Annotated in this window: 23 protein-coding genes; 8 read left to right on the forward strand and 15 right to left on the reverse strand. The window is 72.1% G+C overall.

Annotated features, from left to right (window positions below):
- Positions 1-263: 263 nt before the first annotated feature.
- A complete protein-coding gene (locus tag QF030_RS06795) occupies positions 264-770 on the reverse strand; it encodes a MarR family winged helix-turn-helix transcriptional regulator (RefSeq protein WP_307161739.1) in 507 nt (168 codons plus the stop codon).
- 139 nt (positions 771-909) lie between these two features.
- The gene (locus QF030_RS06800; RefSeq protein ID WP_373428743.1) at positions 910-2598 is read right to left on the reverse strand and encodes a cellulase family glycosylhydrolase; all 1689 of its coding nucleotides are present in this window, start codon (positions 2596-2598) and stop codon (positions 910-912) included.
- Positions 2599-2799: 201 nt separating this feature from the next.
- Here QF030_RS06800 and QF030_RS06805 point away from each other — a divergent pair, with 201 nt between their 5' ends.
- On the forward strand, positions 2800-2922 hold the full coding sequence (locus tag QF030_RS06805; RefSeq protein ID WP_307161740.1) for a hypothetical protein: 123 nt from the start codon (positions 2800-2802) through the stop codon (positions 2920-2922).
- A gap of 827 nt (positions 2923-3749) precedes the next feature.
- Entirely contained in the window at positions 3750-4409 is a 660-nt protein-coding gene (locus QF030_RS06810) for a YceI family protein (RefSeq protein WP_307161741.1), read from the forward strand.
- A gap of 132 nt (positions 4410-4541) precedes the next feature.
- On the opposite strand, the gene QF030_RS06815 is transcribed toward QF030_RS06810, so the two are convergent.
- Positions 4542-5108, reverse strand: a complete 567-nt coding sequence (locus tag QF030_RS06815; protein ID WP_307161742.1) for a TetR/AcrR family transcriptional regulator — start codon at positions 5106-5108, stop codon at positions 4542-4544.
- A 107-nt stretch (positions 5109-5215) separates the two neighbouring features.
- Between QF030_RS06815 and QF030_RS06820 the strand changes: the two genes are divergently transcribed.
- Entirely contained in the window at positions 5216-5902 is a 687-nt protein-coding gene (locus QF030_RS06820; protein ID WP_307161743.1) for an SDR family oxidoreductase, read from the forward strand.
- Positions 5903-5942: 40 nt separating this feature from the next.
- Here the strand turns inward: QF030_RS06820 and QF030_RS06825 are convergent, their stop codons facing one another.
- Positions 5943-6443, reverse strand: coding sequence for a PaaI family thioesterase (locus QF030_RS06825; RefSeq protein WP_307161744.1), 501 nt, complete (start codon positions 6441-6443; stop codon positions 5943-5945).
- Positions 6444-6534: 91 nt separating this feature from the next.
- On the opposite strand from QF030_RS06825, the gene QF030_RS06830 reads away from it, so the two are divergent.
- Positions 6535-7002 carry a winged helix-turn-helix transcriptional regulator gene (locus tag QF030_RS06830; RefSeq protein ID WP_307161745.1) on the forward strand — a complete coding sequence of 156 codons (468 nt, stop codon included), beginning with the start codon at positions 6535-6537 and terminating at the stop codon, positions 7000-7002.
- A 92-nt stretch (positions 7003-7094) separates the two neighbouring features.
- Here the strand turns inward: QF030_RS06830 and QF030_RS06835 are convergent, their stop codons facing one another.
- The 3 genes from QF030_RS06835 to QF030_RS06845 all read right to left on the reverse strand — a co-directional run bounded on the left by QF030_RS06835 (position 7095) and on the right by QF030_RS06845 (position 9914).
- Positions 7095-7814 (reverse strand): DinB family protein, encoded by a 720-nt coding sequence (locus QF030_RS06835; RefSeq protein WP_307161746.1) that lies wholly within the window; start codon positions 7812-7814, stop codon positions 7095-7097.
- 432 nt (positions 7815-8246) lie between these two features.
- Entirely contained in the window at positions 8247-9113 is an 867-nt protein-coding gene (locus tag QF030_RS06840; RefSeq protein ID WP_307161747.1) for a GNAT family N-acetyltransferase, read from the reverse strand.
- A gap of 30 nt (positions 9114-9143) precedes the next feature.
- On the reverse strand, positions 9144-9914 hold the full coding sequence (locus QF030_RS06845) for a response regulator (protein ID WP_307161748.1): 771 nt from the start codon (positions 9912-9914) through the stop codon (positions 9144-9146).
- Between the two features lie 109 nt (positions 9915-10023).
- Here QF030_RS06845 and QF030_RS06850 point away from each other — a divergent pair, with 109 nt between their 5' ends.
- Together QF030_RS06850 and QF030_RS06855 are read left to right on the forward strand one after the other, a co-directional pair.
- Positions 10024-11631 (forward strand): sensor histidine kinase, encoded by a 1608-nt coding sequence (locus tag QF030_RS06850; RefSeq protein WP_307161749.1) that lies wholly within the window; start codon positions 10024-10026, stop codon positions 11629-11631.
- A gap of 8 nt (positions 11632-11639) precedes the next feature.
- Positions 11640-12884, forward strand: a complete 1245-nt coding sequence (locus QF030_RS06855) for a PP2C family protein-serine/threonine phosphatase (RefSeq protein WP_307161750.1) — start codon at positions 11640-11642, stop codon at positions 12882-12884.
- Here the strand turns inward: QF030_RS06855 and QF030_RS06860 are convergent.
- The 3 genes from QF030_RS06860 to QF030_RS06870 form a co-directional block, all read right to left on the reverse strand.
- The gene (locus QF030_RS06860; protein WP_307161751.1) at positions 12866-13468 is read right to left on the reverse strand and encodes a dihydrofolate reductase family protein; all 603 of its coding nucleotides are present in this window, start codon (positions 13466-13468) and stop codon (positions 12866-12868) included. The two genes, QF030_RS06855 and QF030_RS06860, sit on opposite strands and share 19 nt — an antisense overlap.
- Positions 13465-14397: a metalloregulator ArsR/SmtB family transcription factor gene (locus tag QF030_RS06865; RefSeq protein WP_307167492.1), complete on the reverse strand. Its 933-nt coding sequence runs from the start codon at positions 14395-14397 to the stop codon at positions 13465-13467. The genes QF030_RS06860 and QF030_RS06865 overlap by 4 nt, the downstream gene beginning before the upstream one ends.
- A gap of 466 nt (positions 14398-14863) precedes the next feature.
- Entirely contained in the window at positions 14864-15688 is an 825-nt protein-coding gene (locus tag QF030_RS06870) for a VOC family protein (protein WP_307161752.1), read from the reverse strand.
- A 246-nt stretch (positions 15689-15934) separates the two neighbouring features.
- On the opposite strand from QF030_RS06870, the gene QF030_RS06875 reads away from it, so the two are divergent.
- A complete protein-coding gene (locus QF030_RS06875) occupies positions 15935-18097 on the forward strand; it encodes an ATP-binding SpoIIE family protein phosphatase (RefSeq protein ID WP_307161753.1) in 2163 nt (720 codons plus the stop codon).
- A gap of 116 nt (positions 18098-18213) precedes the next feature.
- Here the strand turns inward: QF030_RS06875 and QF030_RS06880 are convergent, their stop codons facing one another.
- A complete protein-coding gene (locus QF030_RS06880) occupies positions 18214-19398 on the reverse strand; it encodes a type III polyketide synthase (RefSeq protein WP_307161754.1) in 1185 nt (394 codons plus the stop codon).
- 694 nt (positions 19399-20092) lie between these two features.
- Here QF030_RS06880 and QF030_RS06885 point away from each other — a divergent pair.
- Entirely contained in the window at positions 20093-21478 is a 1386-nt protein-coding gene (locus tag QF030_RS06885) for an MFS transporter (RefSeq protein WP_307161755.1), read from the forward strand.
- A gap of 62 nt (positions 21479-21540) precedes the next feature.
- Here QF030_RS06885 and QF030_RS06890 read toward each other — a convergent pair whose 3' ends face one another.
- From QF030_RS06890 to lnt, 4 genes are all read right to left on the reverse strand, one after another.
- The gene (locus QF030_RS06890; protein ID WP_307161756.1) at positions 21541-23469 is read right to left on the reverse strand and encodes a helix-turn-helix domain-containing protein; all 1929 of its coding nucleotides are present in this window, start codon (positions 23467-23469) and stop codon (positions 21541-21543) included.
- Positions 23470-23554: 85 nt separating this feature from the next.
- On the reverse strand, positions 23555-24358 hold the full coding sequence (locus QF030_RS06895; protein ID WP_307161757.1) for a 3-hydroxybutyrate dehydrogenase: 804 nt from the start codon (positions 24356-24358) through the stop codon (positions 23555-23557).
- A gap of 9 nt (positions 24359-24367) precedes the next feature.
- A complete protein-coding gene (locus QF030_RS06900; RefSeq protein ID WP_307161758.1) occupies positions 24368-24892 on the reverse strand; it encodes an NUDIX hydrolase in 525 nt (174 codons plus the stop codon).
- Positions 24893-24918: 26 nt separating this feature from the next.
- Entirely contained in the window at positions 24919-26529 is a 1611-nt protein-coding gene (lnt, locus tag QF030_RS06905; RefSeq protein ID WP_307161759.1) for an apolipoprotein N-acyltransferase, read from the reverse strand.
- Positions 26530-26636: the final 107 nt, after the last annotated feature.

Genomic DNA, 26636 nt, shown 5'->3' on the forward strand with positions numbered 1-26636 from the left:
GGATCGGTGGCGTGGTCGAAGGGGCGGGCGGCCCCCGGTACCCCCAGGTACGGACCGTCGGCCGGTTCGTCTCGATCCGTCTCCGATTCCTTGCTCGATCCGTCATGGATTCCCTGCTCGATCCGTCACGGATTCCCTGCTCGACCGGTCACGGATCCTCTGCCCCGATCAGCGATTCCCTCCGCCGATCAGCGATGCCCTGCGCCGTCGGGTCCGGTCGAGCCGCCCCGGATCCGGCCGGACGTACCGGCTGGGCCGACCCCCTACCGGCGTCGCCAGGGCAGCGCCGCGGGGTCGGCGTCGGTGCTCTCGGCCCGCACCAGGGCCCCGCTGATGGCCTCGCCGATGTCCGCGAACTGGCGCACCTGTTCCGGGGTGAGGACGTCGAACACCGCTCGGCGTACGGCCTCCACGTGCCCCGGGGCGACCTCCTCCAGCAGGGACCTGCCCTGGTCGGTGAGGAAGGCGAGCTGGCCCCGGCCGTCGGCGGGATCCTCCCTGCGGTCCACGAGGCCCACCTCGCGCAGCCGGTTCACCGCGTGGGTGAGCCGGCTGCGGGTGATCTTCAGACGCTGCGCGAGCTCGGACATGCCGAGGGTGCCGTCCGGGGCCGCGGAGAGGTAGGCGAGCAGGCTGTAGTCGGCGTGTGTCATCCCCGCGTCGCGCCGCAGCTGCCGGTTGAGGTGGTCGCCGAGCAGGGTGGAGAAGTCGACGTAGGCCAGCCAGGCGCGTCGTTCGTCGGCGTTGAGCCAGCGGGGCGTCGTGGACATGGGCACACCCTATGGGGTGGGCCCACGTCCGCCCGAAGAGCCGAAACGGCTGGACCTGCCGCAACCCGACCCCTTCCGGTACGCGGCGCCGGCCGGCGGAGGCGCCTGCCCCTTTCCACCGGCCGGCGAGGGCGTCCGGTCAGGTGGTGGCGCAGGCAGCGCCGTTCAGCGTGAACGCGGTCGGCGCGGTGTTGGTCGCGCCCTTGCTGCCGATGAAGCCGACGGTGACCGAACCGCCGGCGGGGACCGTGGACGTGTACGAGGCGGGGGCCACGCTCACCGAACCGCCGCTCTGGGTGGCGGTCCCGCCCCACATGTTCGTGACGGTCTGGCCGTCGGCGAAGGCGAAGGCGAGCTTCCAGCCGCTGATGGCGGTGGTACCGGTGTTGCGCAGGGTGATGTCGCCCTGGAAGCCGCCGGGCCACTCCCCCACGACCCGGTAGCCGACGGAGCAGGCCACGGCGGGCGCGCTGCCGGTGGTGACGTTCACCGGGGCGGAGCGGGCGGAGCGGTTCCCGGCCGCGTCGCGTGCGTAGACGGCGAAGGAGTACGCGGTGTTCGCGGCGAGGCCGGTCACGGTCGCGGAGGGGGTGGTCGAGGCGGCGACACCGGTCTCGGTGCTTCCGCTGATCCGTACGACGTCATAGCCCGCGACGCCGACGTTGTCCGTGGCGGCGGCCCAGGTGAGGGTCGCCGAGGTGGCCGTCACGCCGGAGGCGGTCGGAATCCCCGGGGTGGTCGGGGCCTGGGTGTCACCCGGCGTGCCGCCGCCGAAGACCGTGGCTTCCTCGGCGGTCCCGGCGATGCCGTTCACGCCGTTGAAGATGCGCTGCCCCCAGGAACTGAGCTGCGCAGGATCGAAGTTGAGGGTCAGGTCGAGGATCGGGTCGGTGTTCCCGCTCCAGGACCAGGCGAGGTAACCCAGGTCCAGCTGCTGGGCGGTGGCCATCATGGTGTCCTCGTCGGGATCGCCCCACTGGTCGGCGGGGCCGCCGAACTCGCCGATGAGAATGGGGAGTCGGGCGTCGACGAAGGCGTTCAGGTAGTCGGTGATCTCCGCCGCGGTGTCGAAGACGCTGTACATGTGGATCGAGAAGATCAGGTTGCCCGTGGTGTCGGCGGCGTACACGGACTGGGCGTTGGCGCGCATGACGCCCTGCCAGTCCTGGCCCCAGTTGGGCGCGTCCACCATGATCGTGTGCTGGAGACCGGCGTTGCGCAGCTTCTTGATCGCGGCGATCGTCGGATCGGTCCAGCCCGCCGGGTCCGTGTTTCCCCAGGGCTCGTTGCCGATGTTGACGATGATGTAGTCCTCCTGGCCGGCCAGCACGTCCTTCAGGCCGATCCAGTAGTCGGCCGCCTGGTCGAGCGTGCCGGCGGCGGTGTCCTCGCCGTAGCCGGTGGTGTCGTGCACCTCCAGAACGCAGATGAGCCGGTTGGCCTTGCACTGCGCGATGACGGTCGCCACGTCCGATGCGCTGTTCGCGCTCCAGCGATGGCCGTCGGCGAGGACGACGCGCACCGCGTTGGCCCCCATCGCCTTGATGTCGGCGAGGGACTGCTGCGTCCGGCCCGGGTACCAGGTGTGGGCGTGGTTCACGCCGCGCATGACGAAGTCGTTCCCGTTGCTCTCCACCAGACGGCCGTCGCTGATGTGCAGACCGGTGGCGAGAGCGTCGGAGGCCCGGGTCTGGGCCTGGGCGCCGGCCGGGCAGAGGGCGCCGACGAGGACCAGGCCGAGAAGGGCCGCGAGTCTGGCGAGCAGCGCGCCCAGGGGGTGTTTCGTGTTTCCTTTCGCGCGCGTTGTCGTGCTCCTTGCTGTTCTCACTGCGACTCCAGGAGTGAGGCCAAGAAACTCAGGCGGCAGAAGGGCGGGGGGATGGGGAAAGCGTGTGGGAGCGCTCCCATAAAGCCACTACGTCAAGTACACGTCAAGACCTTGCGCAGGGCTCCCGGGTTCCGAGGAGGCTCTCCGACCCTGTGGCGAGGCCGGTGGACACGTGACCGTTCGGCATCGAACGAGATCCTCGTGAAGGCAAGACCCGGCATACCGCACCTCGCCCACGACGAGTGGCTGCGCCGCCCCAACAACCTCGAGGCGTCCGCCGGGCATCACATCGACGTCGCCGACGAGAGCGGTGGCGGAGCCTGAGTGGAGCCTCAGTGGAGAGGCCTCATTCGCCGCCGTCCCGCCCCGGGCCGGCCAGGTGGCGGCGGGGTCGCGGACGGTGGCGCCGCCGAGGCGGACGCCGCTGTGGCCGCCGCTCGCCAGACCTTCGACACCGACCCTGGCCGCGCCTCGCTTCCACCGAACACGGCCGGACGCTGTGACGACGCTCGTAGCCCCCTCATCGCGACCTGGCCCACTTCCCCGCCACCCCCGCGGACCTCCCAGGGCATCCGGGGAGACCAGCGGACGCCACATGGTGCGTGACTCGACGTTGTTCGGCCTCGAAATGTACGAAACGACAGGCCCGCGTCGGACAGTGCGCCTGCTCGGACGTGGGCGCCGCGAGGAGTGGCGGGGGGCGCAGGCCCTGGAAGCCGCGCCGCGAAGAGCGACGGATGGCACCGGGCTCCGGAAGCGCGGCTGCGGCCGGGCGCGGGCGCTCGAAGTGAGCAAGATCGCCGCTGAAACAGCGGGATCGCATGAGAGGCGACGGCGAAAACGGGCACACTTCCGAGCCGCCGCGAAACGAGAGGCACGGAGCATGAAGGATCCGCACGAATCGACCGGCTCGTACCCGACGACGGACCCCGGGCGGCAGGCGGCAGGCGGCGGACGCCGGGCGGTGTGTCCACGGAACTGCCCGCCGCACTCGGTGGATTCGCTTGACCATGGAGTGACGGGAATGTGTGGGTATTGTATCCGCCGGTCATCCGGTGACGGCGTATCAGCCTTTCGGTACGGATTTCGACCCGCCGCCGCTCCCGAGGGAGGCTTGCGACGATATCTGCGGTGGAGTAACTACGTGAGCCATGAACCTGTTCACCCGCGGCGCATCCTCACGACGCCCGGCTCCCCCCACAGCTCCGCAACGCTCCGCCGACCCAGCCTCCGCTCCGGCCGCCGGCCTGCCCGATCCCGCGCTCGCGGCGCTGACCGGCGACTGGATGATCGACCCGGCGCACAGCCGTATCGGCTTCTCCGTCCGGCATGCCCTGGTGACCACCGTGCGCGGGGCGTTCACGGAGTACCAGAGCCGGCTCTACTTCGACGGCCGCAACCCGGCCCGATCACGGGCGGAGATCCTTTTGTCCACGGCGAGCGTCGACACCGGCGTGGAGCAACGCGACGCGCATTTGACCGGTCGTGACTTTCTGGACGCGGCGACCTATCCGCGTATGCGATTCACCAGTACGGCCGTGCAACTCGCGGGCCCCGACGTCTATCGCATGACCGGCGACCTCACCATCAAGGAGATCACTCGCCCCGTAGCCCTGGAACTCACCTACATAGGACATGTCACCGACCCGTTCGGCTATGAACGGGCCGGTTTCGACGGCACCACCACGATCAATCGTTCCGAATGGGGCCTCACGTACAACGCGCGACTGGCCGAAGGCGGCGCGATGGTGAGTGAGAAGGTGCGCCTCCAGTTCGACATCGCCGCGATTCGCACCCCCACCGCGGGCTGACCGGCTCGTGCGGAGTCGGCGTAGGCCGGCTCGGCGGCGCCGGGGACGAATCCACGGGCGAGGCGGGTGAGCACCGGTTGACCCGTGACCGGTGAAGCCGCCCCGGTGCGCGCCGCGCCGGGCCGCGCCGGATCAGCTCGATTCCGTTTCCGTCAGGGCCGCCCGCGCGGCGTCGAGGATCTTCTCGGAGATGGGCGAGTCCTTGGTGGCCCGGGCGAGGACGAGTGCGCCGATCATCGTGCACAGTCGGGCGATGCCGTCCTCGTCATCGGTGGCGAGCCACTCGGCGAAGTCGCCCACGCCCTCGGTATAGACGCGACGCGCCTCGTCGGCGCCGGTTTCGCGGGCCATGTCGTGGGCGAGTGCGGCGGTGGGACAGCCCTCCGCCGGGTTGTCGCGGTGCTCGACGGACAGGTAGGCGTCGATCAGCGCCCGCCGGGCGGCGGCGCGCTCTCCGGTGCCCTGCTCCAGGGCGGCCTCACGACGCTGGGCGAGTTCCCCGAAGGCATGGGCGGTGGCCTCGTCGATGAGCGCGTCCTTGGACGCGAACTGCTTGTAGAAACCTCCGTGGGTCAGGCCGGACGCCTGCATCAGGTCGGCGACGCTGATGTGCGTGCCCCGCTCCCGGAACAGCCGGGAAGCGGTTCGCACGACCCGCTCGCGGTTCTCTCGCGCCTGTGCCTGTGACACACGACCCATCGGCTCTCCTCAGTTGAATGTCGCTTGCCATCTATTCTATGCTCAGTTTAGATTTTGGTCCTAATCTAAAAGAGCCTCTCGTCGGGGCCACAGCACTGGGAGCAGACATGGAACTCAAGAACGCCGTCGTAGTGGTCACCGGCGCCAACCGCGGTCTGGGACGCGAGCTGGCCACCCAGCTCCTGGAGCGCGGCGCGAAGGTGTATGCGGCAGCGCGCCGTCCGGAGACCGTCGACCTGCCGGGCGCGATCCCGCTCCGCCTGGACGTCACGGACGAGGAGTCCGTCCTGGCGGCGGCCCGGGTGGCGTCCGACGCGACGCTGCTGGTGAACAACGCCGGAATCTCCACCGGCACCTCCCTCGTCGCCGGCGACCTGGACGCGGTGCGGCTGGAGATGACGACGAACTACTTCGGGCCGCTCGCCGCGACCCGCGCCTTCGCCCCGGTCATCGAGCGCAACGGCGGCGGCGCCGTACTCAACGTCCTGTCGGTGCTCTCCTGGCTGCACCCGGCCGGCCTCGGCTCCTACGCGGCGACCAAGGCCGCCGCCTGGGCGCTGACCAACGCGACCCGGGAGGAGCTCGCACCCCGCGGGATCACCGTCTCCGCACTGCACGTCGGCTACATGGACACCGACATGGCCGCCGCCGTTCCCGCCGAGCAGAAGGCCGACCCCGCCGATGTCGCCGCCCAGGCGCTCACCGGCCTCGAGAAGGGCCTGCCCGAGATCCTCGCCGACGAGACCACCCGGTACGTCAAGCAGGGACTGTCCGCAGCACCCGGCGCGGCATGAGGCAGCGCCTCCGGGCGGCCCGGTCCGGCACGGAGCCGGGTCACCCCTGAGGGCGAGGCACCGGAAAGAGAAGGCAGCTGCTGGTGGCGTGGGCGAGGAGACGGTCCGTCGCGTCGAGCAGCTGCGCCTGCGCCAGGACGGTCCGACGGCCGCCGTTGATCACCGTCCCGACGGCACGGACAGTGCCCGTGTCGGCGGTGATCCGCCGCAGGAACTTCACCGTCAGGTCGAGCGAGGTGTACGCCATGCCCTGCGGGAGGGTGGACTGGACGGCGCAGCCCGCCGCCGAGTCGAGCAGGGTGGCGAAGATCCCGCCGTGGACGCTGCCGATCGGGTTGTAGTGCTCCTCGCCGGGCGTCAGCGAGAAGACGGCCCTGCCGGGGGCCACCTCGACCAGGGTGAAGTCGATGGCGTGACTGACGGGCGGCCCCGGCAGCCGTCCCGCCTGCAGCTCCCGGAGGAAGTCGAGCCCGGCCATGCGTCCGGCGGCGTCCGCCAGGATCGCCGGATCTTCCCACTCATACGTACGTGTCCGTCCCACGGCCGAGTGCCTCCCTCTGACTTTTTCCAGTGAAGCTAGCCCCCGCCTCACCTGACTGTCAATGTCGAAGCCAGCGCCTTACGATGACGGGATGAAGTGGCTTGAGGCGAGCACGGAGAACTGTCCCGTCCAGCGCACGCTCGACGTGATCGGGGAGAAGTGGACCTTGCTGATCCTGCGCGACGCCGTCAACGGCGTCCGCCGCTTCGACGACTTCCACCGCCATATCGGCCTGTCGGAGGCCGTCCTCAGCGACCGCCTCCGCAAGCTGACCTCGGCCGGCATCCTCAAGACCGTCCCTTACCGGGAGCCGGGCAGCCGGCCCCGTAACGAGTACCGGCTGACCCGCAAGGGCTGGGACCTGTGGCCCGTCCTGATGGCACTGAGCCAGTGGGGCGAGGCGTACACCCTCGACTCCGAGGGTCCCGTGCTGGACGTGCGCCACACCGACTGCGGCGCTCCCCTCCGCGTCGTCGTCGAGTGCTCCGCGGAGCACTCCGCCCTCGGCCCAGGGGAGGTCACCGCCCGACTGGGACCGGGCGCCCGGCCCCGGTCGTGAGCGTGCCGTCGTACGCCCGCGGGCCGACGGCATCCGTGCCGAACAACTGGGGCCGCCGCGACGCCCTCACGGGGCGCCGGGCATCCCATCCCCTAGGCGCGAGCGGTGAAGCGGGACCGCCAGAGGTCGCGGAGCAGCGCGATCTCGGCCATGTGGTGGATGAATTCGAGATTGGCCGCGGTCAGCACGCCGATGTACGGGTAGTCGCCGTCGTTGCTGTACGGGTACTGCGAGAACCCGACCGTGTCGAGTTGCTCGTCGGTGACGCCCGCGACGCTGTCCCGCCAGCGGTCGATCACCGTCCAGAACCGCTCCAGGGTCAGGGCGGCGGAGGGTGTGAAGTCGACCATCAGCTTCGGGTCCTGCCGCCGTTCGCCGAAGGTCCACTCCCATGCGCCCGCGAACTCGTGGTGCAGGTGCGCCAGTCGCCACGCGATGGTCGTGACCGGTGTCGCGTCGGGCTCGGGGGCCCCGGGGTGAGCGAGGATCTGTTCGACCCGTTCCACGCTCACGCTCCAGTCCTCGGCGATCTTCTCGACGGCCATGCCACCGGCGGCCTGCCGGGCGACCTCGGCGTACTCGTTCGCCGGGATGTCGGCGGCGCCCAGGTCGAGCACCCATTCGCCCGGCCCGAACGCCCTGGGCGTCGTCGCCTCGCCCCGCCGCCGGAGCGACCAGCAGCTGGGCACCGGCTCCCACAGGTACTCCTCGTCACCGAGCCCTGTCAGCCGTACCCCGGCCATCTCCCTTGCGTGGTCGAACTGTTCGAGCAAGGGCCCCAGACGGTCGGGCCGCGCGCCTTCGGTCTCCATGTGTGGCTCCCCTCGCGGTCGCGCCTCGTAACGCACTGCGCTCAGGCGGAAGTTAACGGCTCGTCCGACGGGGCGCCACCGATTTCCCCCGCTCGCGGGGCGGCTGGTGACGCGAGGGGCTGCACCATGGATTCGGCAGGCAGGGGCCTCGATCGACTCCGGGCGGGACATGCCCAGGAGGCACGCCTGTCGGTCCAGGGGCCCGTCGGCGGTTTCCATGGACCGGCGTCGCCCCGGCTGACCGGCGTCCGCCCCGGCTGGCCGGCGTCTGCCCCGGCTGCCGGAGATGACGTCGGCTGCCGGGCCGGAAGCCTTCGCCCCCCGCACCGGCCTGTCGGCGACTCGGCGCCGGTGTCCACACCCCGCGTGAGGCGACCGTCGACCGTCGGCCGATGGCCCATGGCCGATGGCGGCGCCGGCGTCGACCACGGCTCAGGCGTCCCGGTGCAGGTCCCGGGTCTCGGGAAGTGGCCGGAAGCCGGCCGACCGGTAGGTGGCGACGGCGCCGACGTTCGAGCTCGGGGTGCAGACGATCGCGCTCGACGACCCGAGCTCGCGGAGTGCGGCCGCCGCGGCGACGGTGATCGCCTTGCCGTAGCCGTGACCGCGGTGTTCCCGATGCACGCCCATCGGCTCGAGCAACCCGGGCTTCCCCGGACCGGCCGACCACACCGTCACCGCCGCCACCGCCTCACCCAGGGCGTCGTGGGCGACCAGACACCGCGCGTCGGCGTACGGCGTTCCGGCAGCCATCGCGTGCCAGTGCTCGTCCGTGAACGTCGATCCGTCGAACGACGCCCGCTGTACGGCGGTCCGCGCACCCACCCGCGTCGGGCCGGTCACCTCGATCCGCAGACCCGGGTCCCGCACCGGCCGGCCGAGGTCGCGGCACAGCGGCGTCCACGGCTCGTCGGCGCTCCAGCCGTCCCCGCACAGCAGTTCCTGTACCAGCGCGCCCGGGGGCGCCTCGACGGACGCCCTGCCCTCGGCCAGTACACCGTGCTCCGGCTCGGTCACGTCCGCGAGCAGCCGCTGCGCCAGTTCCTCGTCCCGCCGGGCGTCCGGCGCGATCGTCAGCCGCAGCAGTTCGGGACCGTCCAGCAGTCCGACGGCGAGGATCCGTCCGTTCCCGCTCCAGGTCCGGACCGCCTCGGCCGTCGCCTCGGCGCCGAACCGCCAGAACCAGCCCAGGTCCCCCGGATGCAGTTGCGCCGGCGCCCCCTCGTACTGCCACTCCCGCAGTACGCCCACGACCTCGCGCAGCCCGTCGACTCCCGGCTTGCCCGCCGCCGGCGCCATGCCCCCTCCGCAGCCCTGTGTCCTGGTGCTTCAGGGGCGCGGCCGGGCGGCCGTGTCGAGGTAGAAGGCGTCGATGCTCTGGACGGCCTGCTCGAACTCGTCCAGGTTGACGGGCTTGGTCACGTAGGCGTTGGCGTGGCTGCTGTATGCGTCGGTCACGTCGCCGGGGGCGGTGGACGTGGTGAGGACGACCACGGGGATGGTCTGCAGGTCTTCGTCGGCCTTGAGGACCTTCAGCAGCTCGCGGCCGTTCATGCGCGGCATGTTCAGGTCGAGGACGATGAGGTCGGGCCGCGGGGTGCCGGGGGTGCGCAGGTGTTCCAGCGCGGCGACTCCGTCGGTGACCCGGACCAGATTGCGCGCTCCGCGCTCGGAGAGGGCTTCCTCGATGAGCATCGCGTCGGCGACGTCGTCCTCCACGAGCAGGACGTCGAAGGGGCGGGCAGGGGGGGTCGTCATCGGATGCTCCGTGGGTGTCTCGTCAGAGTGGTGAAAGAGCCCGGGCCAGCGGCGCCGGGCCCCTTGGCGGGTCATGCCGCAGGCGGCGCCGAGCTGCGGGTAGCCCGCGCCCGCGCGGGCGGCAGCCACGGCTGCCGCCCGCTGGAGCCGTTCGGCGGCCTGCTGCAGTTGGTCCAGCACATGGAGCAGGGCCAGGGCCTGTCCCGGGTCGTCCGGCGCCGGGTGCGGGGGGCTCTCCAGCAGCCGGTGGGCGAGGCGCTGGGCAAGGCTGCCGACCGCGGCGTCCGCGATGACGGCCGTCTCGTGCGGAGTGGTCCGCAGATGGAAGTTCCTGCCTGGCATGCCTGGCACTCTATGGTCCGGGAGCAGTTCGCGACAACAACCGTTGTCGCCGTCTAGAGTGTGCCGACCGTTGTCTTCGGGCAAGTGTTTGCAGCGAGGAGTCCACAGAATGACCGGCAGTGAGAGACCATCGCCTGTGCGGTGGCTTTCCACGTGGACGACTCGGCGGTGGCTCCGTGCGGGGGCGGCGACGTCCTTGACGGTTCTGGCTCTTCTCGGTGTCACGGGAGCGTGGGTGCTGACACGGACCGAGTCGATCAGCAAGGACCTGGTGGACGTGCGGTCTCCCGCGCTGACCACGGCGATCCGGCTGGAATCGGCCCTGCTCGACCAGGAGACCGGCATCCGCGGCTACGGGATCACCGGCGCGGCGGACTTCATCACCCCTTACCAGGAGGGCCTCGTCGAGCAGAGGGCGAGCGTCGCGCAACTCACCGGGCTGCTCGCCGGCGACCGGGCCGGCCTTGAGGACCTGAAGGCCGTGCAGGACGCCGCGGCCACCTGGCAGGAGAGGATCGCGCGTCCGATCGCCGCCTCGCCGGCCGGCTCACCCTCCCCGCTGGCCACCGCACGGGCGGCGGAGGGCAAGAGGGCCTTCGACGAGGTGCGGACCGCCCTGAGCGAGCAGCAGGCACGGCTGCGCGCGGACCGCGCCCGGGCGAGGGACGACCTGATGAGCACGATGGCCCTGCGGAACGCCGTGTTCAGTGCCGCCGCGGTCCTCGTCGTCGCCCTCACCGCGTGCGTCTTCGAAGGGCTGCGCCGCGGCATCACCCGGCCACTGGACCAGCTCGGCGCGGACGCCCGCACCGTCGCCGACGGCGACTTCGGCCACGCCATCACCGCGACCGGTCCCGCCGACCTGCGGCGCCTCAGCGGCGAGATCGAGTTCATGCGGCGCCGTCTCGTACGGGAACTGGCCTTCAGCGAGGAGACGCGTCAGCGCCTCGACGCGCAGGCCGCGGACCTTCAGCGCTCCAACGCGGAGCTGGAGCAGTTCGCGTACGTCGCCTCGCACGACCTCCAGGAGCCGCTGCGCAAGGTCTCCAGCTTCACCCAGCTCCTCCAGCGGCGCTACGGCGGGCAACTCGACGCCCGGGCCGACCAGTACATCGACTTCGCGGTCGACGGGGCGAACCGCATGCAGGTCCTCATCAGCGACCTGCTCGACTTCTCCCGGGTCGGACGGATGCACAACACCCACCAGAGCGTCGACCTGGACCAGGTACTGGAGCGGACCCTGTCCGCACTGAGCGTCGGTATCGAGGAGGCCGGAGCGACCGTCACCCACGATCCGCTGCCGACGCTGATCGCCGACCCCACCCAGATGGGCATGCTCTGGCAGAACCTGATCGGCAACGCCGTCAAGTTCCGCCGCCCCGGCGAGGCGCCGGAAATCCGTGTCACGTCGGTCCGGGACGGCGAACTGTGGCGGTTCACCGTCACCGACAACGGCATCGGCATCGCGCCGGAGTACGCCGACAAGGTCTTCGTGATCTTCCAGCGGCTGCACACCAAGGACGTCTACTCCGGCAGCGGCATCGGCCTGGCGATGTGCAAGAAGATCGTCGAGTTCCACGGAGGCACCATCGGCGTCGACACCGCCTACCGGGACGGCACCCGCATCGTCTTCACCCTGGCACCCGAACCGCCGGCGAACCCCGACCCGTCCACCCTGCCGGAGGCCGACCGCTCCGGCACCGAACAGACACGATGACCACCGCCATGACAGCCGGCCACGACGCGGCGTCCGAAGAACCGACGTACCGCATCCTTCTGATCGAGGACGACAAGGGCGACGCCCTGCTCGTCGAGGAGCTCCTGTACGACACGGGGCTGCGGTTCGAGCTGACGACCCGCACCACTCTGGCCGAGGCCCGCGCCGAACTGGCGGGCGCCCCGATCGACTGCGTCCTCCTCGACCTGCATCTGCCCGACGTGTCGGGCACCGACGCGGTCGTCGCCGTGCGGCGCCTGGCCCCGCACACCGCGGTCATCGTCCTCACCGGGCTGTCCGAGGCCCAGGCGGGCACCGACGCCATGGCCGCCGGAGCCCAGGACTACCTCGTCAAGGGGAAGGTCGAGGCCGACCTGCTGCACCGGACGGTGCGCTACGCCGTCTACCGCAGCAAGACCGAACGTGCGAGCGCCGAAGCCCAGGCCACCCGGCTGCGGGCGGAGGAGAACGCCCGCCTGGAACGCGGGCTGCTGCCCCAGCCGATGCTCGACACCTCCACCGTGCGCGTGACCTCCCGTTATCTGCCCGGCGCCGCGATGGCCCTGCTCGGCGGGGACTTCCTCGACGTGGTGGAGGGCGACGACGGGCTGCTGCACGCCGTCGTCGGCGACGTCAGCGGACACGGCCCCGACGCCGCCGCGCTCGGCGTGTGTCTGCGCATCGCCTGGCGCTCCCTGGTGCTCGGCGGACACCGCGGTGAGGATCTGCTGCATCTGATGGAACGCATCCTGATCGCCGAACGCGGCGGCCAGCAGCTGTTCGCCACCTGCACCCTCCTCACCCTCGACCAGCACGCCGGCACCGCCACCCTGCACCTCGCCGGCCACCACGAGCCCCTCCTCACCACGGCCGAGGGAACCCGGGAACTGGCCGCCGCGCACGGCGTCGCCCTGGGCATCGTCCCCGGGCTGCGCAGCTGGCCCTCGACCGTCGTGCCGCTCCCGGCCGCGGGCGCCCTGACCCTCTACACCGACGGCCTCACCGAGGGACACAACGGGGCGACGAGCGAACGGCTCGGCGTCGAGGGACTGCTCGCGCTGATCGGAAGGCTGCCGTCCGCGGACCCGGCCACCCACGTCGACCTCCTCATCAGGGAAACCTACGAGCTGAACGCCGGACGCCACTCCGACGACCTCGCCGTGCTCCGCCTCGACTGGGGCGATCGCCCCGCCCATCCCTCGGGCCGCAGCGACGACGAGGGAACTCCGCGGGCTCAGCGGACCCGGTCGTAGACGAGGGCCAACGTGCCGTGCTCGCCCGCGGTCTGGCTCACGAGCGTCCACCGCCCCGCGGGCAGACCGTCGTCGAAGAGGCGCGGTCCGCCACCGAGGAAGACCGGGAAGACCGTGAGCGCCAGCCGGTCGACCTCGTCGGCCGCCAGCAGCGCCTTGACGACGCTCGCGCTGGAGAGCACGAGAATGTCGCCGCCTTCGGTGGCCCTGAGGTCCGCGACGACGTCGGCGGCCGGCTTGTCGGCGATGGTCGTGCGCTCCCACGGCGCCTTGTCGAGGCCGGCGGAGAGGACCACCTTGTCGGTGTCGACGAGCCACTTCGCGAAGCCCTCGTCGCGCGGGTCGACGCCCTCCATACCGATGACGGTGGGCCAGAAGCCGAGGAACCCCTCGGCGTTGACCCGCCCGAGGAGCGCTGTCGTGGCGGACTCCCAGAGGCCGGTCAGGTGGTCGCGGGCGACGTCCGTCACCGCGTACGGCATCACCCAGCTCATGTCCAGGGGGTTGTCCGGCGCCGCGTAGTGGCCGTCGAGGGAGAGGGCCATGTTCGTGACGACTCGACGGCCGGCGAACTGCTCGGTCATTTCGCGCTCCTTGTGTCGGTGCTGTCGGTGCCGGTGCTGTCCGGGCTGGTGCTGTCGGTGCTGTCCGGGCTGGTGCTGTCGGTGCTGTCCGGGCTGGTGCTGTCCGTGTCGTGAGGGTCCGCGGCGAGGGTCGCCGCCAGCTTGTCCAGGCTCTGGCCGAAGCCGATCTCGATGCCGGCGACGAAGTCCGCCGACTCGACGGTGCTGTCGGCCATCCGCCAGTGGACGTCGAGGTCCGTGCCCGGGCCGGTGGGCCGCAGAGCCATCTCGACATGGGCGGTGAAAGCCGGGCGGCCGTCGGGGAGCAGCGGGGAGAGCCGATAGGAGAGGCGCTCACCGGGCCGTGCCTCGACGACGGCTCCTTCCGCGCGCCCGACGACCGGGCCGGTGCTGTCGGTGTCCTCGGCGTCGCGGTATTCCTGGACGATCGCCCCACCGGGCCGTGCCTCGAAGACGAGTGCGGAGACCCGGAGGTCTTCGGGCCTCCACCAGCGCGTGAGCAGGGCGGCCTCGGTCAGGTGGCGCCAGACGAGCTCGGGACGCCCGGTCAGGGACCGGTGGAACGTGAAGGACCGGCCGTCGGCCCACCCCGGCTCCCGCGCGGCGAGCCGCTCCGTCCGGAGGCTGAGCCCGTAACGGTCGTAGGTCGCCTGCGCTCCGCCGGCCTGTTCCGCGGTGTCGGCGAGCCGGCCGAGCGCGGCCGCCAGATCACGGAGGGGGCCGGGCCGGAGGGCGTAGACGCGACGCTGACCGGTGCGCCGGGAGGTCACGACCCCGGCGCGTTCCAGGGTCTGGAGATGCTTGGTCGTCTGCGGTTGGCGTGCGTCGGCGAGCTGAGCGAGCACGCCGACCGGCCGGGGCCGCTCGGCGAGCAGACTCACGAGCCGCCGACGGGCCGGGTCGGCCAGTGCGGCGAGCAGTGCGTCCATCGAGGCGTCCATGAGGGAGAGTATTCCTCACGGAGAATATTCGCGTCAAGGAATATCTCGCGTCGGCCGGAAGCCCGGGCAGCTCCGTGCCTTCGGCCGTCCACAGGTGCGTCCGGCGGACGAGAGGACGGTCGGCGGGCAGAACGACGACCCGCCCGTCGGGCCTCCCCCCGTACGGAGTGTCCCGGCTTAGGCGCGACCGGTCTCAACGGCTTCCGCGGTGTGCGTACACCGCGACCAGGGCGCGGCGACCGCGATCCCGTAGGGCGAGCTCGCGGCGGGAGTCCACGGCGACCGGGTCGCCCTGGCGGGCGGGCGCTCGCGACCCTGCACGCTGACGGCGGGACCGGCAGGTTCCTCGACGACGCCGGGGAGGTGCCCTCGTCTACGCGTGTACCGCCCGAGCAGCTCGCCCCGTAGGGCAGGACTTGCGGTGCGTCCCGTCGGTGGCGCCGGACGGGAGTTCTCAGCTCGGGGCGGACGGCGTGAGGACCACGAAGTCGGCGGCGGACGGGTCGAGACAGACGGCGAGCCGGCCGACGCCTTCCGCGTCCATCGGTCCCGCCTGCACTCGGCCGCCGTTCCCGGTGACCGCGGCGACGGCGGCGTCGCAGTCGGAGACGGCGAACACCGGGTGCCAGTACGCGCGCCCGCCCGCCAGGGCCAGGTCCTCTTCGCGGACCTCCATCAGGCCGCCCTGCATACGTTCCTCCGGAAGCCCGTCCGGGGTGATGAGGGTGTACGTGCCCCCGCCGCCCGGCATGTCGGTGTCGCTGAAACGCCAGCCGAAGACCGTGCCGTAGAACTCCTTCGCGGCCGCGGCGTCACTCGTGTACAGCTCTGTCCAGGCCAGCGAACCCGGCACGTCGGCCAGCTCGAAGCCGGCGTTCTTCCCGGGCTGCCAGACCGCGAACTCGCCACCCGACGGGTCGGTGTACTGCGCCATCCGCCCCCACTCGCCGAGGTCCCTCGGGGGTACCCGGACCACACCGCCCGCCCCCTCCACCGCTTGGGTGGTCGCATCGGCGTCGGTGACGCGGTAGTAGACCATCCAGGCCGAACGAGCGCCCTCCTCGGACAGTTTGCCCAGCCCAGCGACGGTCTTGCCGTCCTTCTGGAACATCCCGCCCTCCATGTCCCCGCCCTCGCCCTCGCCCCCGCCCACGTCCGCACCCATGGGCTCGTAGTCCCAGCCGAGCACCGAGCCGTAGAAGGCCGCGGCGGTCCGGACATCGGGCGCGCCGAGGTCGAGCCAGCAGGGGGAGCCGGGCGTGAGGTCGGTCGTGATCACGGCTGTTCCCTTCGCAGGTCCTGTGTCGTCTCAGCGTGACACCGGGCACCGACGATCGCGCGTCGGCCACGTCCCGGGCTCCCGGCCGGCGTTCCTCGTCGACGGCGTCCACCGCGTGATCCGCCGGTGTGGGCGAAGCGCCTCCCGGTGTTATTCAATGGGGTGTGCGGTCAGGGGTCTCGGGGCCCTGTCGCACGGGTCCGAGTACGGCCCCGGCGCTGCGCCGGGGACTGCCGAGAGAGCCGCATGGACTCCACGCCCTCCCCCTCGTCCTCATCGCCGTTCGACCTGGTCAGCAGCGCTCTGGGGCGCTTCGTCCCGCGCGGCGGAGCGGCAGCGGCCGGCGGTTCCGCCGGCGCGCCGGGCGACCGCACCACCCCCCGACGCCCGCCCGACGACCCGGCGGACGACCGGCAGGATCAGATTCTCGGCGTGGTCAACCTGGACAGGGATCTGAGGATCACCCGCTGCAATCTGGACGCCCCCGTGTTCGCGGGTCTGGACGCCGTGGCCGGGAGTCCGTTCGCCGATCTCCTGCCCGCCGGGGACGTCCCGACGGTCACCCGGCGGTTGCGGCAGGTCCTGGAGCGGGGCGAGGCGCACGTCGCCCGGATCCAGCGCCTGCGGCGCGGCGACGGGTCGGAGCTGGTGGTCTCGCTGAGCATCCTGCCCGCAGCGGCGCCGCAGGAGGGCTTGACCGTCTCCGTGATCGCCATGGCCACGAGGCTGCACCTGTACGCCGCCGAGACCGCGATCGGCACCTCGCTGGACATCGGCGAGACCGCGCAGTCGCTGGCGGAGTCCCTGCTGGCCTGGGGAGACGTGGCCGCCGTCGACCTCGACTTCGCGGTGTGGACGGGCGAGGGGGTCACCGAGCGGGCACAGGGGCGCATCCGGCTGCGGCGGGCGGCCCTGGTGCCGGACCGGGCCTGGCCCGAGGGATACGTGACCGCGGGCGGCGATCTCCCGAGCGACGCGAGTCGCCTGCTGGCGCAGGCGGTACGGCGGGACGACGCCCCGCAGGCCATCGTCATTCCCGACCGGGAGGCGGTCGAGCGGCTGCTCGGCAGTCCGCGAGTGATCCGGGCCCTGGTGCCCGGCGACCGATCGGCGAGTGTGGCGTGCATTCCGCTGGTCCTGGACGGCGCGCCGCCGGTCGTACTGGGCGTGGCGGAGGTCTGGCGGCGGGCTGATCCCCCCTTCCGCGACAGCGAGTTGTTCGACCTGCAGGAACTGGTGGCCAGGACCGCCCATCACGTGGACCTGGCGCGTCAGCACCAGCGCGAGCACACGCAGGTGCTGGCGTTGCAGCGCCGGCTGCTGCCCCGGACCGGCGGCCCCACCCTCGAGATCGCCAGCGTCTACCAGCCCGCCACCCCCGACAGCGCGGGCGTCGGCGGGGACTGGGTGAACAGCTTTCCGCTGCCGGACGGCCGCACCGCGCTGGTGGTCGGGGACGTCGTCGGGCACGGCCTGGGAGCCGCGGCGACCATGGGCCAGCTGAGCATGGAGGCCCGCGCGCTGCTGTCCGCGGGGCTGGCGCCCGACGAGGTGCTGGAGCACCTCGACAAGACCGTGACGCTGCTGGACGACGCGGAGTCCGGACTGGCGGCCGGCTACAGCGCCCTCGGCTCCACCTGCTGCATCGCGCTCTACGACCCCGTCAGCCACCACGTGACGCTCTCCAGCGCCGGTCACCTCCCTCCGGTCCTGGTGCTCCCGGACGGCCACGCGGCCCCGCTCGCGGTCCGCCCGCACCCCGGCCTCGGGGCCGAGTTCGCACTGCGGGAGCCATTCGGCGTCCACACGTTCGACGCACCCCCGGGCTCTCTGCTCGCCCTCTACACCGACGGCCTGGTGGAGGATCCGGCCCTGTCGATCGACGAGGGCATCAGCAGGCTGGCGGACACCGTGTCCGCGGTGCATCCCTGGGACACCCTGGAGCGGGCCGCACGGCACGTCGTCTCCACGCTGGCACCCGCGCGCCAGCGCGACGACGTGACCCTGCTGCTCGCGCGCATGATCGGCTACCGCAAGGGGGACACGGCGACCTGGCGGCTCCCTGCCCGCGACGACGCGCCCGCCCGGGCTCGCGCGTACGTCTGCGCGCTGTTGCGGCGATGGGACTGCGGGAGTGACACCCGGCACGACGTGCTGCTGCTGGTCAGCGAGCTGGTCACGAACGCCGTGCGCTTTGCCGCCGGACCGATCACGGTCCGACTGATCAGGGCCGGTGACGGCCTGCTGTGCGAGGTCGGCGACACCGGCAACGGCAGGCCGCGTCTGAGCAAGGGCGGCCTCCTCGACGACGGCGGACGCGGCCTGCACGTCGTACACCGGCTCACCACCCGATGGGGAGTGCGGTGGACGGACACCGGCAAGGTGGTCTGGGCGGAAGTCGCCGGCTGAAGCGGCCGCGGGCGGACGCGGCGCGGTCAGGGGCCGCGTCGCGAGGGCCCTTCACTCGTACGGACGGCGAGACCGCCGATACGACCCCTTCGCCGGTAGGGGTGTCGCGGGCTCGGCTACAGCCACTCGCCTTCCAGCGCGGTGGCGGTGAGGCCCGGTGCCGCCGCGTACAGGACGGCGCGGCTGCCCGACTTCTGCCCGGCGTCGTGCGCCCGCCTCAGGATGTCGAACACGGCGGCGCCTCCGCGGTTGCCGCTGGTGTAGCTGTCCCGGCTGTGGTCCAGCAGCCCCGCGGGCCACGCGTCGGGCATCGTCTGCTCCATGTACTCCAGCACCCTGGTCCCGCCGGGGTGCGCGAGCAGCACGTCGGGGTGCCAGGAGTCGGGGTCGTCCTGGTACCGGACGCGCAGCCACTCCCACATCGCGGTGACCGTCTCCTGTACGGCGCGCGGCCCGCGCCGGTCCATCACGAAGTGGGTGCCGTCCGCCCGCGTTTCCAGGCGGTGCAGATCCTGGGTGCCGGGCAGGGTGTGGTGCCAGGCGGCGTCCAGTCGCAGTACCGACTCGCGTCGCGGGCGGCCCGTGACCACCGCGGCGACCGCGGTGTCCGCGAACAGCAAGCGGACGATGAGGGACTCGAGGGTGTCGTCCGCGGGCTGGTAGGTCGTGCTCAGCGCCTCCGCGATCACGACCAGCACCACGCGGTCGGGATCGGCGGCCACGAGTTCCGCCGCCAGGGCCAGGGAGCGGGTCCCCGCGACACAGGCCCACTGCGTGGCCGGCAGCAGCATCGCGTCGTTGCGGAGCGCGAGCCTGTTGGCCAGGGCGATGTCAAGGCCCGGCAGCGCCGGGGTGGTGGAGTGACTGGTGATCAGGCAGTCGACGTCCGCGGCGTCCAGCCCGGCGATCTGCAGCGCCCCGCGCGCCGCACGCTCGCCGTAGGACTGCACGGCCTCCCAGGCCGGCGCCGTGCGCTCCTGGACGGTCTGTGGCGCGGGTATCGCCTCGAGGGCGGCGATCACGCGGTCGACGTCCTGCTGACCGAACCCGTCGCGTGCCAGCGCCTCTTGGGCGGGTTCGACGCCGACGGCCCGCAGGGCACTGCCGCCGCCGGGCGCGACGGCGGTCTCCAGCGGCAGCATCCACCCGCGGGTCTCGATGCCCGTACTGGCCGCGATGCCGTCGATCCGCGGCACCCACGCCGCGTGCGGGTGCCGGTCGCGCACCTCGGCCACGATCTCGCTGGTCTGCACGGCGTGCTCGCCGTGTATCACGGCAGGCGGACAGAGGTAAGCGGCCATGATGGGCACCTTTCCAGGGGAACGAGGAGAAACGTCACGGGGGCTGCGGCAGGGCCACTTGGGAACGTCGCGCCCATACCGACGGGCTCCGCATCGGGAGCCGCTGTTCGCGTCGAGCATGGACGCTAAAGGGACATTTCCGCTGTGACGCACACAACTTGGGCGCCTTTCAGGGGCGTGATACCGCACACACCGCCGACACGCGAGCCCTCGGAGTGGTTGCCACACGCTCTTCCTGACAAGCCGTCAGCCGGGAGGGAGTCACGGAAGGATCCCCACCGGGCGCACACCGCCGACCGCCGAGCGCCGACGCTCACGCAGCCACCGGCCATCCGGGCCGCTCCGGCGGGCGACCGAGCGGCCGGTCTCGCTCAACGGCGTCCACCGCGTCCGGGCCGGCCGGCGTCGAGGTGATCGGCAGCGCCGCGGAGTACTCCGGCGGCAGGCCTCATCTGCATGACCTGGCCGTCCAGTGCTCGCCGAACACGCTGTCCACCCTCCGGCTCGTCGGGCACCCCCCGGCACGGGCGCCGACGCGTCCGCACCGCGGCCTGCTTCGGCGGCGTTCTCATGGTGGTCGCGCGCACTTTCGCACCCAGAACTATGGCGTCCCGCCACATGTGCCACTGACCTGGGGATTCCTACGGTATGGCGACACGAACCCGTCCCCGCCAACCGCTTGGAAGTGGTGCCGATGTCCTCCCCCGCGACCGCTCCCCCATCCCCCGCCAGCCTCAAACGCATCGTCGCCGCGTCTCTCATCGGCACCACCATCGAGTGGTACGACTTCTTCCTCTACGGCTCGGCCGCCGCCCTCGTCTTCAACAAGCTGTTCTTCCCGGGCTCCGACCCGCTCGTCGGCACGCTCCTGTCGTTCCTGACCTACGCCGTCGGTTTCGCCGCGCGGCCGCTCGGCGCGCTGGTCTTCGGGCACTACGGGGACCGGCTCGGGCGCAAGAAGCTGCTGGTTCTGAGTCTGCTGCTGATGGGCGGGGCGACCTTCGCGATCGGGCTGCTCCCGACGCATGCGACCGTCGGGAGCGCCGCTCCGGTGCTGCTGACCGCGCTGCGGCTGGTCCAGGGTTTCGCGCTCGGCGGTGAGTGGGGCGGAGCCGTCCTGCTGGTGTCCGAGCACGGGGACGCGCGACGGCGCGGTTTCTGGGCCTCGTGGCCGCAGACGGGCGCGCCCGCGGGGCAGTTGCTCGCGACCGGTGTGCTGTCCCTGCTCACGGCCGTGCTCTCGGACGCCGCCTTCGCCTCCTGGGGCTGGCGGATCCCGTTCCTGCTCTCGGGTGTGCTGGTGGTCGTCGGTCTGTGGATACGCCTGTCCGTCGACGAATCCCCCGTGTTCCGCCAGGCCTTGGCGCAGGCCGAGGCCCGCAAGGCGGTGCGGTCGGCGAAACCGGAGCAGTTGCCGCTGGTGTCGGTGCTGCGCCACCACTGGCGCGACGTGCTGGTCGCGATGGGCGCGCGGATGGCCGAGAACATCTCCTACTACGTCATCACCGCGTTCATCCTCGTGTACGCGACCACCTCGGCCGGTGTCTCCAAGCAGACCGCGCTCAACGCCGTACTCATCGCCTCCGCCGTGCACTTCGCGGTGATTCCGGCCTGGGGCGCACTGTCCGACCGGGTCGGGCGACGGCCGGTGTATCTGCTGGGGGCGGTCGGGATCGGGCTGTGGATGTTCCCGTTCTTCTCGCTCGTCGACACCGGCTCCTTCGGCAGTCTCGTCCTCGCGGTGACGGTGGGTCTGGTGCTGCACGGGGCGATGTACGCGCCCCAGGCCGCCTTCTTCTCCGAGATGTTCGCGACCCGCATGCGTTACTCGGGCGCCTCCATCGGCGCCCAGTTCGCCTCGGTCGCGGCGGGCGCCCCGGCGCCGCTGATCGCAACCGCGCTCCTGGCCGAATACGACAGCTCCACCCCGATCGCCCTCTATGTGATCGCCGCGGCTCTGCTGACGGTCGTCGCCGTGGGGGTCGCCAAGGAGACCCGCCACCGTGACCTGGCCGACGGCGACCCCGGTGCGGACGTGGAGGTCGCGCAGACCCCGGTGACGGACGCGCGCGTCGTCTGATCCCGCCCTGGTGCCACCGGACCACCGCCTCCGTACGCCCTCCGCGCGCGTACGGAGGCGGCTCAGCGAGGTCCGGGCGTGGCCAATCGGTGAAGTCTCAGGGCGAGTTGGATCTCCAGCGCGCGGGCGGGGCGCTGCCAGTCGTCGCCCAGGAGGCGGCCGACGCGTTCGAGTCGTTGGGCCACCGTGTTGACGTGGACGTGGAGTTCGTCCTTGGTGCGGGCCGGGCTCATGCCCGAGGCGAAGTACGCGTCGAGGGTGCGCAGCAGGTCGGTGCCGCGGCGGTCGTCGTACGCGACGACACGGCCGATGGTGCGCTCCACGAAGCCCGTCACGTCCCGGTCGCCGGCGAGGAGCAGACCCAGGAAGCCGAAGTCCTCGGCGGCCGCCCCGTCGCCGGAACGGCCCAGCAGGCGCAGGGCGTCGAGACAGCGGCGGCCCTCCGCGTACGCGGCGACCACCGTGTCCGGGTCGGCGGCGAGGCCCCGCACCGGGGCGGACGCGCCGACGGTGACCGCTTCGTGGACGGCGGTGCCGAGGTGCAGCGCGGTACGGCGGGCCAACTCCGTCGCGCTGTCGCCCGGTTCGAGCGGCAGCAGCAGGACGGTTCCGCCGTCGCGCGCGGCGGCCAGTCCACGCCGGGTGGCGGCGAGATGGGAGGCGGCGGACCACAGGCGACGACGTGCGGCCGCCTCCTGGTCGGCGTCGGGGGCGGCGGCCTCCAGTCGGGCCGCGAGCACGACATGGGTCGCGTCGAGGTCGGCGTGCAGCCGGGCGGCGCGCTCACGCAGCAGGCGGGGGTCACGGTCGCGGGCTTCGAGCAGGTCGTCGAGAAGCTCGCCGCGCACCCGTTGTTCGGCCTCGGCCGCGGAGCGCCGGGCCAGGAGCAGCAGGGAGGTGACCATCGCGGCCCGCTCCAGGGTGCGTTGGTCGACGGGGTCGAGCTCCGGATGTCCGCGCAGCACCAGCGCGCCGAGCAGTTCCCCGCCGGCGGCGACCGCCGCGATCCAGTCGTGCTGATGGCGTACGGCGTGGCCCTCCGCGCGGGACGCCTCCAGCGCGCTGGCCGGGGCGGTCTCCAGGAACTCCACGGTGCCGTCCAGCACCTGGGAGACCGCGGCGGCCACGTCGTGGACACCGCCGCCGCGCAGGACCAGTTCGGCCAGCCGGTCGTGGACGTCGGAGGCGCGCTCGATGACCGCGCTGCGGTCCCGGATGATCTCGTTGGCGCGTTCCAGGCCGGCCAGGGCCGAGCGGGTCTCGGTGAGCAGGTTGGCGGTGTCGATGGCGGCCGCGGCGAGCGCGGCGAAGGATCCGAGGAGGGCGATCTGCTCCCGTTCGAAGACCCGGGCGCGCCGGTCGGCGGCGAACAGCACCCCGATGACGTGCGGTCCCAGCAGCAGGGGAACCCCGAGGATCGCGACCAGCCCCTCGTCGCGCACGCCCGCGTCGATGGTCGTCGTGTGCCGGAAACGTTCGTCGCGGAAGTAGTCGTCGGTGACGTAGGGGCGGGCCGTCTGGGCGACGAGGCCGCCGAGCCCCTCCCCCATCCCGAGGCGCAGTTGCTGGAAACGGGCGGCGACCGACCCCTCGGTGACCCGCATGTAGGTGTCGCCCCTGGCCGGGTCGTGCAGGCTGAGGTAGGCGATGTCGGTGCCGAGCAGCGAGCGGGCCCGTTGCACGATCGCCTGGAGTACGGCGTCCACGTCGCGTGGGCCCGCGAGGTCGTGGGCCGTCTCGAAGAGGGCGGACAGCTCGGCCTCCCGCCGGCGCCGCCCCTCCAGTTCCGAGCGGACCCGCAGCGCGAGCAGCTTGGCGTGTTCGAGTGCCGCGATCCGCTCGCCCGACCCTCCCTCGGCGCGGGCGAGCAGCACGGGCCGGTCGTACGCCTCGGCGGCCGCGCCCCGGGCGAGCAGCTCGAGGAACGGCGCGTCGGCGTCGTAGGTGGGACCGGGGGCGGCCGTGACGCCCTTCAGGTGATCGCGGGACATGCTCACAGGATTCCTCATCGCCGGGCCGCCCCGTCAGCCCTGTGGACAACTCCGCCGACGCGCAAGGGCGGGGTGCTCGGTGCGCTCAGTGCGCGGTCCAGCCGCCGTCGAGGAGCAGCGAGGTGCCTGTCACGAAGGACGCCTGCGGGCCGCACAGGTACGCGACGGCCTCGGCGACCTCCTCCGGTTCGATGAGGCGCTTGACGGCGCTGTCCCGCAGCAGCACGTCGGCGAGTACGCGTTCCTCGGGGATGCCGTGCGTACGTGCCTGGTCGGCGAGCTGCCGCTGCACGAGCGGGGTGCGCACATAGGCGGGGTTGACACAGTTGGAGGTCACGCCATGGGGCGCGCCCTCGAGTGCGGCGGTCTTGGAGAGGCCCTCGAGGCCGTGTTTGGCGGCGACGTACGCCGACTTGTAGGCGGAGGCGCGCAGGCCGTGCACGGAGGACACGTTGACGATGCGGCCCCAGCTCTGCCCGTACATGTGGGGCAGGGCGCCGCGGATGAGCCGGAACGGCGCCTCCAGCATGACGGTGAGCACCGTGTGGAAGACGTCGGGCGGGAACTCCTCCAGCGGGGCCACCCGCTGAAGTCCGGCGTTGTTGACCAGGACGTCGGTCCCGGCGGCCGCCAGTTCGGCGGCGTCGAGGTCGGTGAGGTCCAGGACGTACGGTTCGACCGAGCCGGGCAGCGCAGCCGCGCTCAAGGCGAGCGTCTCCAGTCCTGCCGCGTCGCGGTCGACGGCGCGGACCTTGGCCCCGGCGGCCGCGAGCCGCAGCGCGCAGGCCCGTCCGATGCCGCCGGCCGCACCGGTGACGAGGGCGGTGCGGCCGCCGAGGTCGAGCGAGGGGGCGACGGGACCGGGAGCGGCGGCCTGGGGCGAAGTCATACGGCGAGCCTAGGCAGCGCCGGGCCCTTGCCCCATGTGGTCACCACCCATATTTGATGCGGGAGGGGTGGTTTCGAACCACGTGGGTTCGTCGGCGAGCGCCTGCTTGATGCGGAACAGCTGCCCGTCGCGCATCGGGGGCAGGGCGTCCAACGCGAACCAGCCCACCTCTACGGACTCGTCGTCGTTGACCCGTGCCTCGCCGCCCACGGCCCGGCAGCGGAAGGTGATGTCCATGAACTGGCACTGATCGCCGTTCGGGTACTCCACCTTCCGGCCGGAGCGGACGAGGACGACGCGCTCGGCGGCGCAGCGCACGCCCGTCTCCTCGTACACCTCCCGCACCGCGCAGTCCGCGGGCTGCTCGCCGGGATCCGGGATGCCCGAGATCAGGCACCACTGGTGGTTGTCCGCGCGCTGACCCAGCAGCACCCGTCCCTCGTCGTCGAGGACGACGGCGCTGACGCCGGGGAGCCAGAGCAGCTGGTGGCCCGCGGAGGCCCGGATCTCGGTGATGAAGTCGGGAGTCGCCATACGGCGACCCTATCCGGGCCGCCTGTTCAGCCGGTCGCGCTCCGTCGTGCCCGCGCACCGGCGCCGATCGCCCATCCCAGGCCGCCCAGGGCGACCAGCACCAGGGCGATCTCGGGCAGGATGCCGAGCTTCGTCGCCGGCGTCTCGGAGGAGCGCAGGGGCACCTTCTGCACGAGGGAGTCCGCGACGAACATGCCGGTCTTCTGGGTGATCTTCCCGTCCGGCATGATGATCGCACTGACGCCGCTGGTGACGGGCACGGTGACGGTACGACTGTGCTCCACGGCGCGGACCCGGGACATGGCCAGCTGCTGGTAGGTCATCTCGCTGCGGTCGAAGGTGGCGTTGTTGCTGGGCACGGAGATCAGCTGGGCGCCGTGGGTGACGGTGTCGCGCACGGCCCAGTCGAAGGCCGCCTCGTAGCAGGTGGCGAGGCCGACCCGGGTCCCGTCCATGTCGAACACGCCCGGCTTGCTGCCCCGGCTGAAGTCCTGGCCGACCATGGACGTCCAGTTCTCGTTGATGGCGCCGATGAACGAGCGCAGCGGGAGGTACTCGCCGAACGGCTGGACCTGCCGCTTGTCGTACGTCTGAGTGGGTCCCTCGACCGGGTCCCACAGGATCTGCTCGTTGTAGAGCTTGCCGTCCCGCTCGACCACGCCGCCGACCGAGATGGGGGCGTTGATCGCCTTGGCCGCCTTGTCGATGACGGCGGCCGCGTCGGCGTAGGCGAAGGGGTCGATGTCGGAGGAGTTCTCGGGCCACAGGACGAAGTCGGGCCGGGCGACCTTGCCCGCCTCGACCTCGGCGGCCAGGCGCTCCGTCTCGCGCGCGTGGTGGTCGAGAACGGCCCGGCGCTGGGCGTTGAACTCCAGACCGAGACGGGGCACGTTGCCCTGGATGACGGCGACCGTCGCGGTGCCGTCCTCCGCCTTGTCGCTGACCAGTGAGCGGGCGGCCACGGCGCCGACGACCGGGACGGCCACGCTGAGCAGGGCCAGGGCGGCCGCCGACCGCCGCACCTCACCCGAGCGCCGCCGCTCCAGGACGAGGCGCACGACCTCGTACAGCCCGAAGCCGCACAGGACGACGGCGAAGCCGAGCACGGGGGTGCCGCCGACCGCGGCGAGGGGCAGGAAGACGCCGTCCGCCTGGCCGAAGGCGATCTTGCCCCAGGGGAAGCCGCGGAAGGGCACGCGCGCGCGTGCCGCCTCGCCGGCGACCCAGAGCGCAGCCGCCCACAACGGCCAGGCCGGCAGCTTCGACACGGCCGCGACGCCCACGCCGACCAGCGCGACGAAGACCGCCTCGATGACCACCAGGGCGAGCCAGGGCCCGGGGCCGACCTCGACGCCGGTCCACACCAGGAGCGGCAGCAGGAAGCCCAGCCCGAAGAGGTAGCCGAGACCGAGGGCCGCCTTCCAGCTGCGCCCGCGCAGCACCCAGCCGAGGACGGCGAAGGCCGGCAGCGCCAGCCACCACAGGGTGCGCGGCGGGAAACTGACGTAGAGCAGCACTCCGGAGAGCGCCGCTGCGGCGGCCGGGACGAGGCGCAGGAGCCGCGCTGCGCGCGGGACCCGCGCGGCCTGGGGCTCCTGCTGGTCCGGCTGGCCCACGGAAGGTGCGGTGACGGTCACTCCGGGAGTGTACGGCGAGTGACCTTTTGGCCGACAGCGCAGTCCGTGGGACGGTCTCCGCTTCCCGTACAACCCGGCGCAACTCATCCACAGACCGCCGCCCATCC

Origin of the sequence: Streptomyces rishiriensis, assembly GCF_030815485.1 — a bacterium.
GTDB classification, from domain to species: Bacteria; Actinomycetota; Actinomycetes; order Streptomycetales; family Streptomycetaceae; genus Streptomyces; species Streptomyces rishiriensis_A.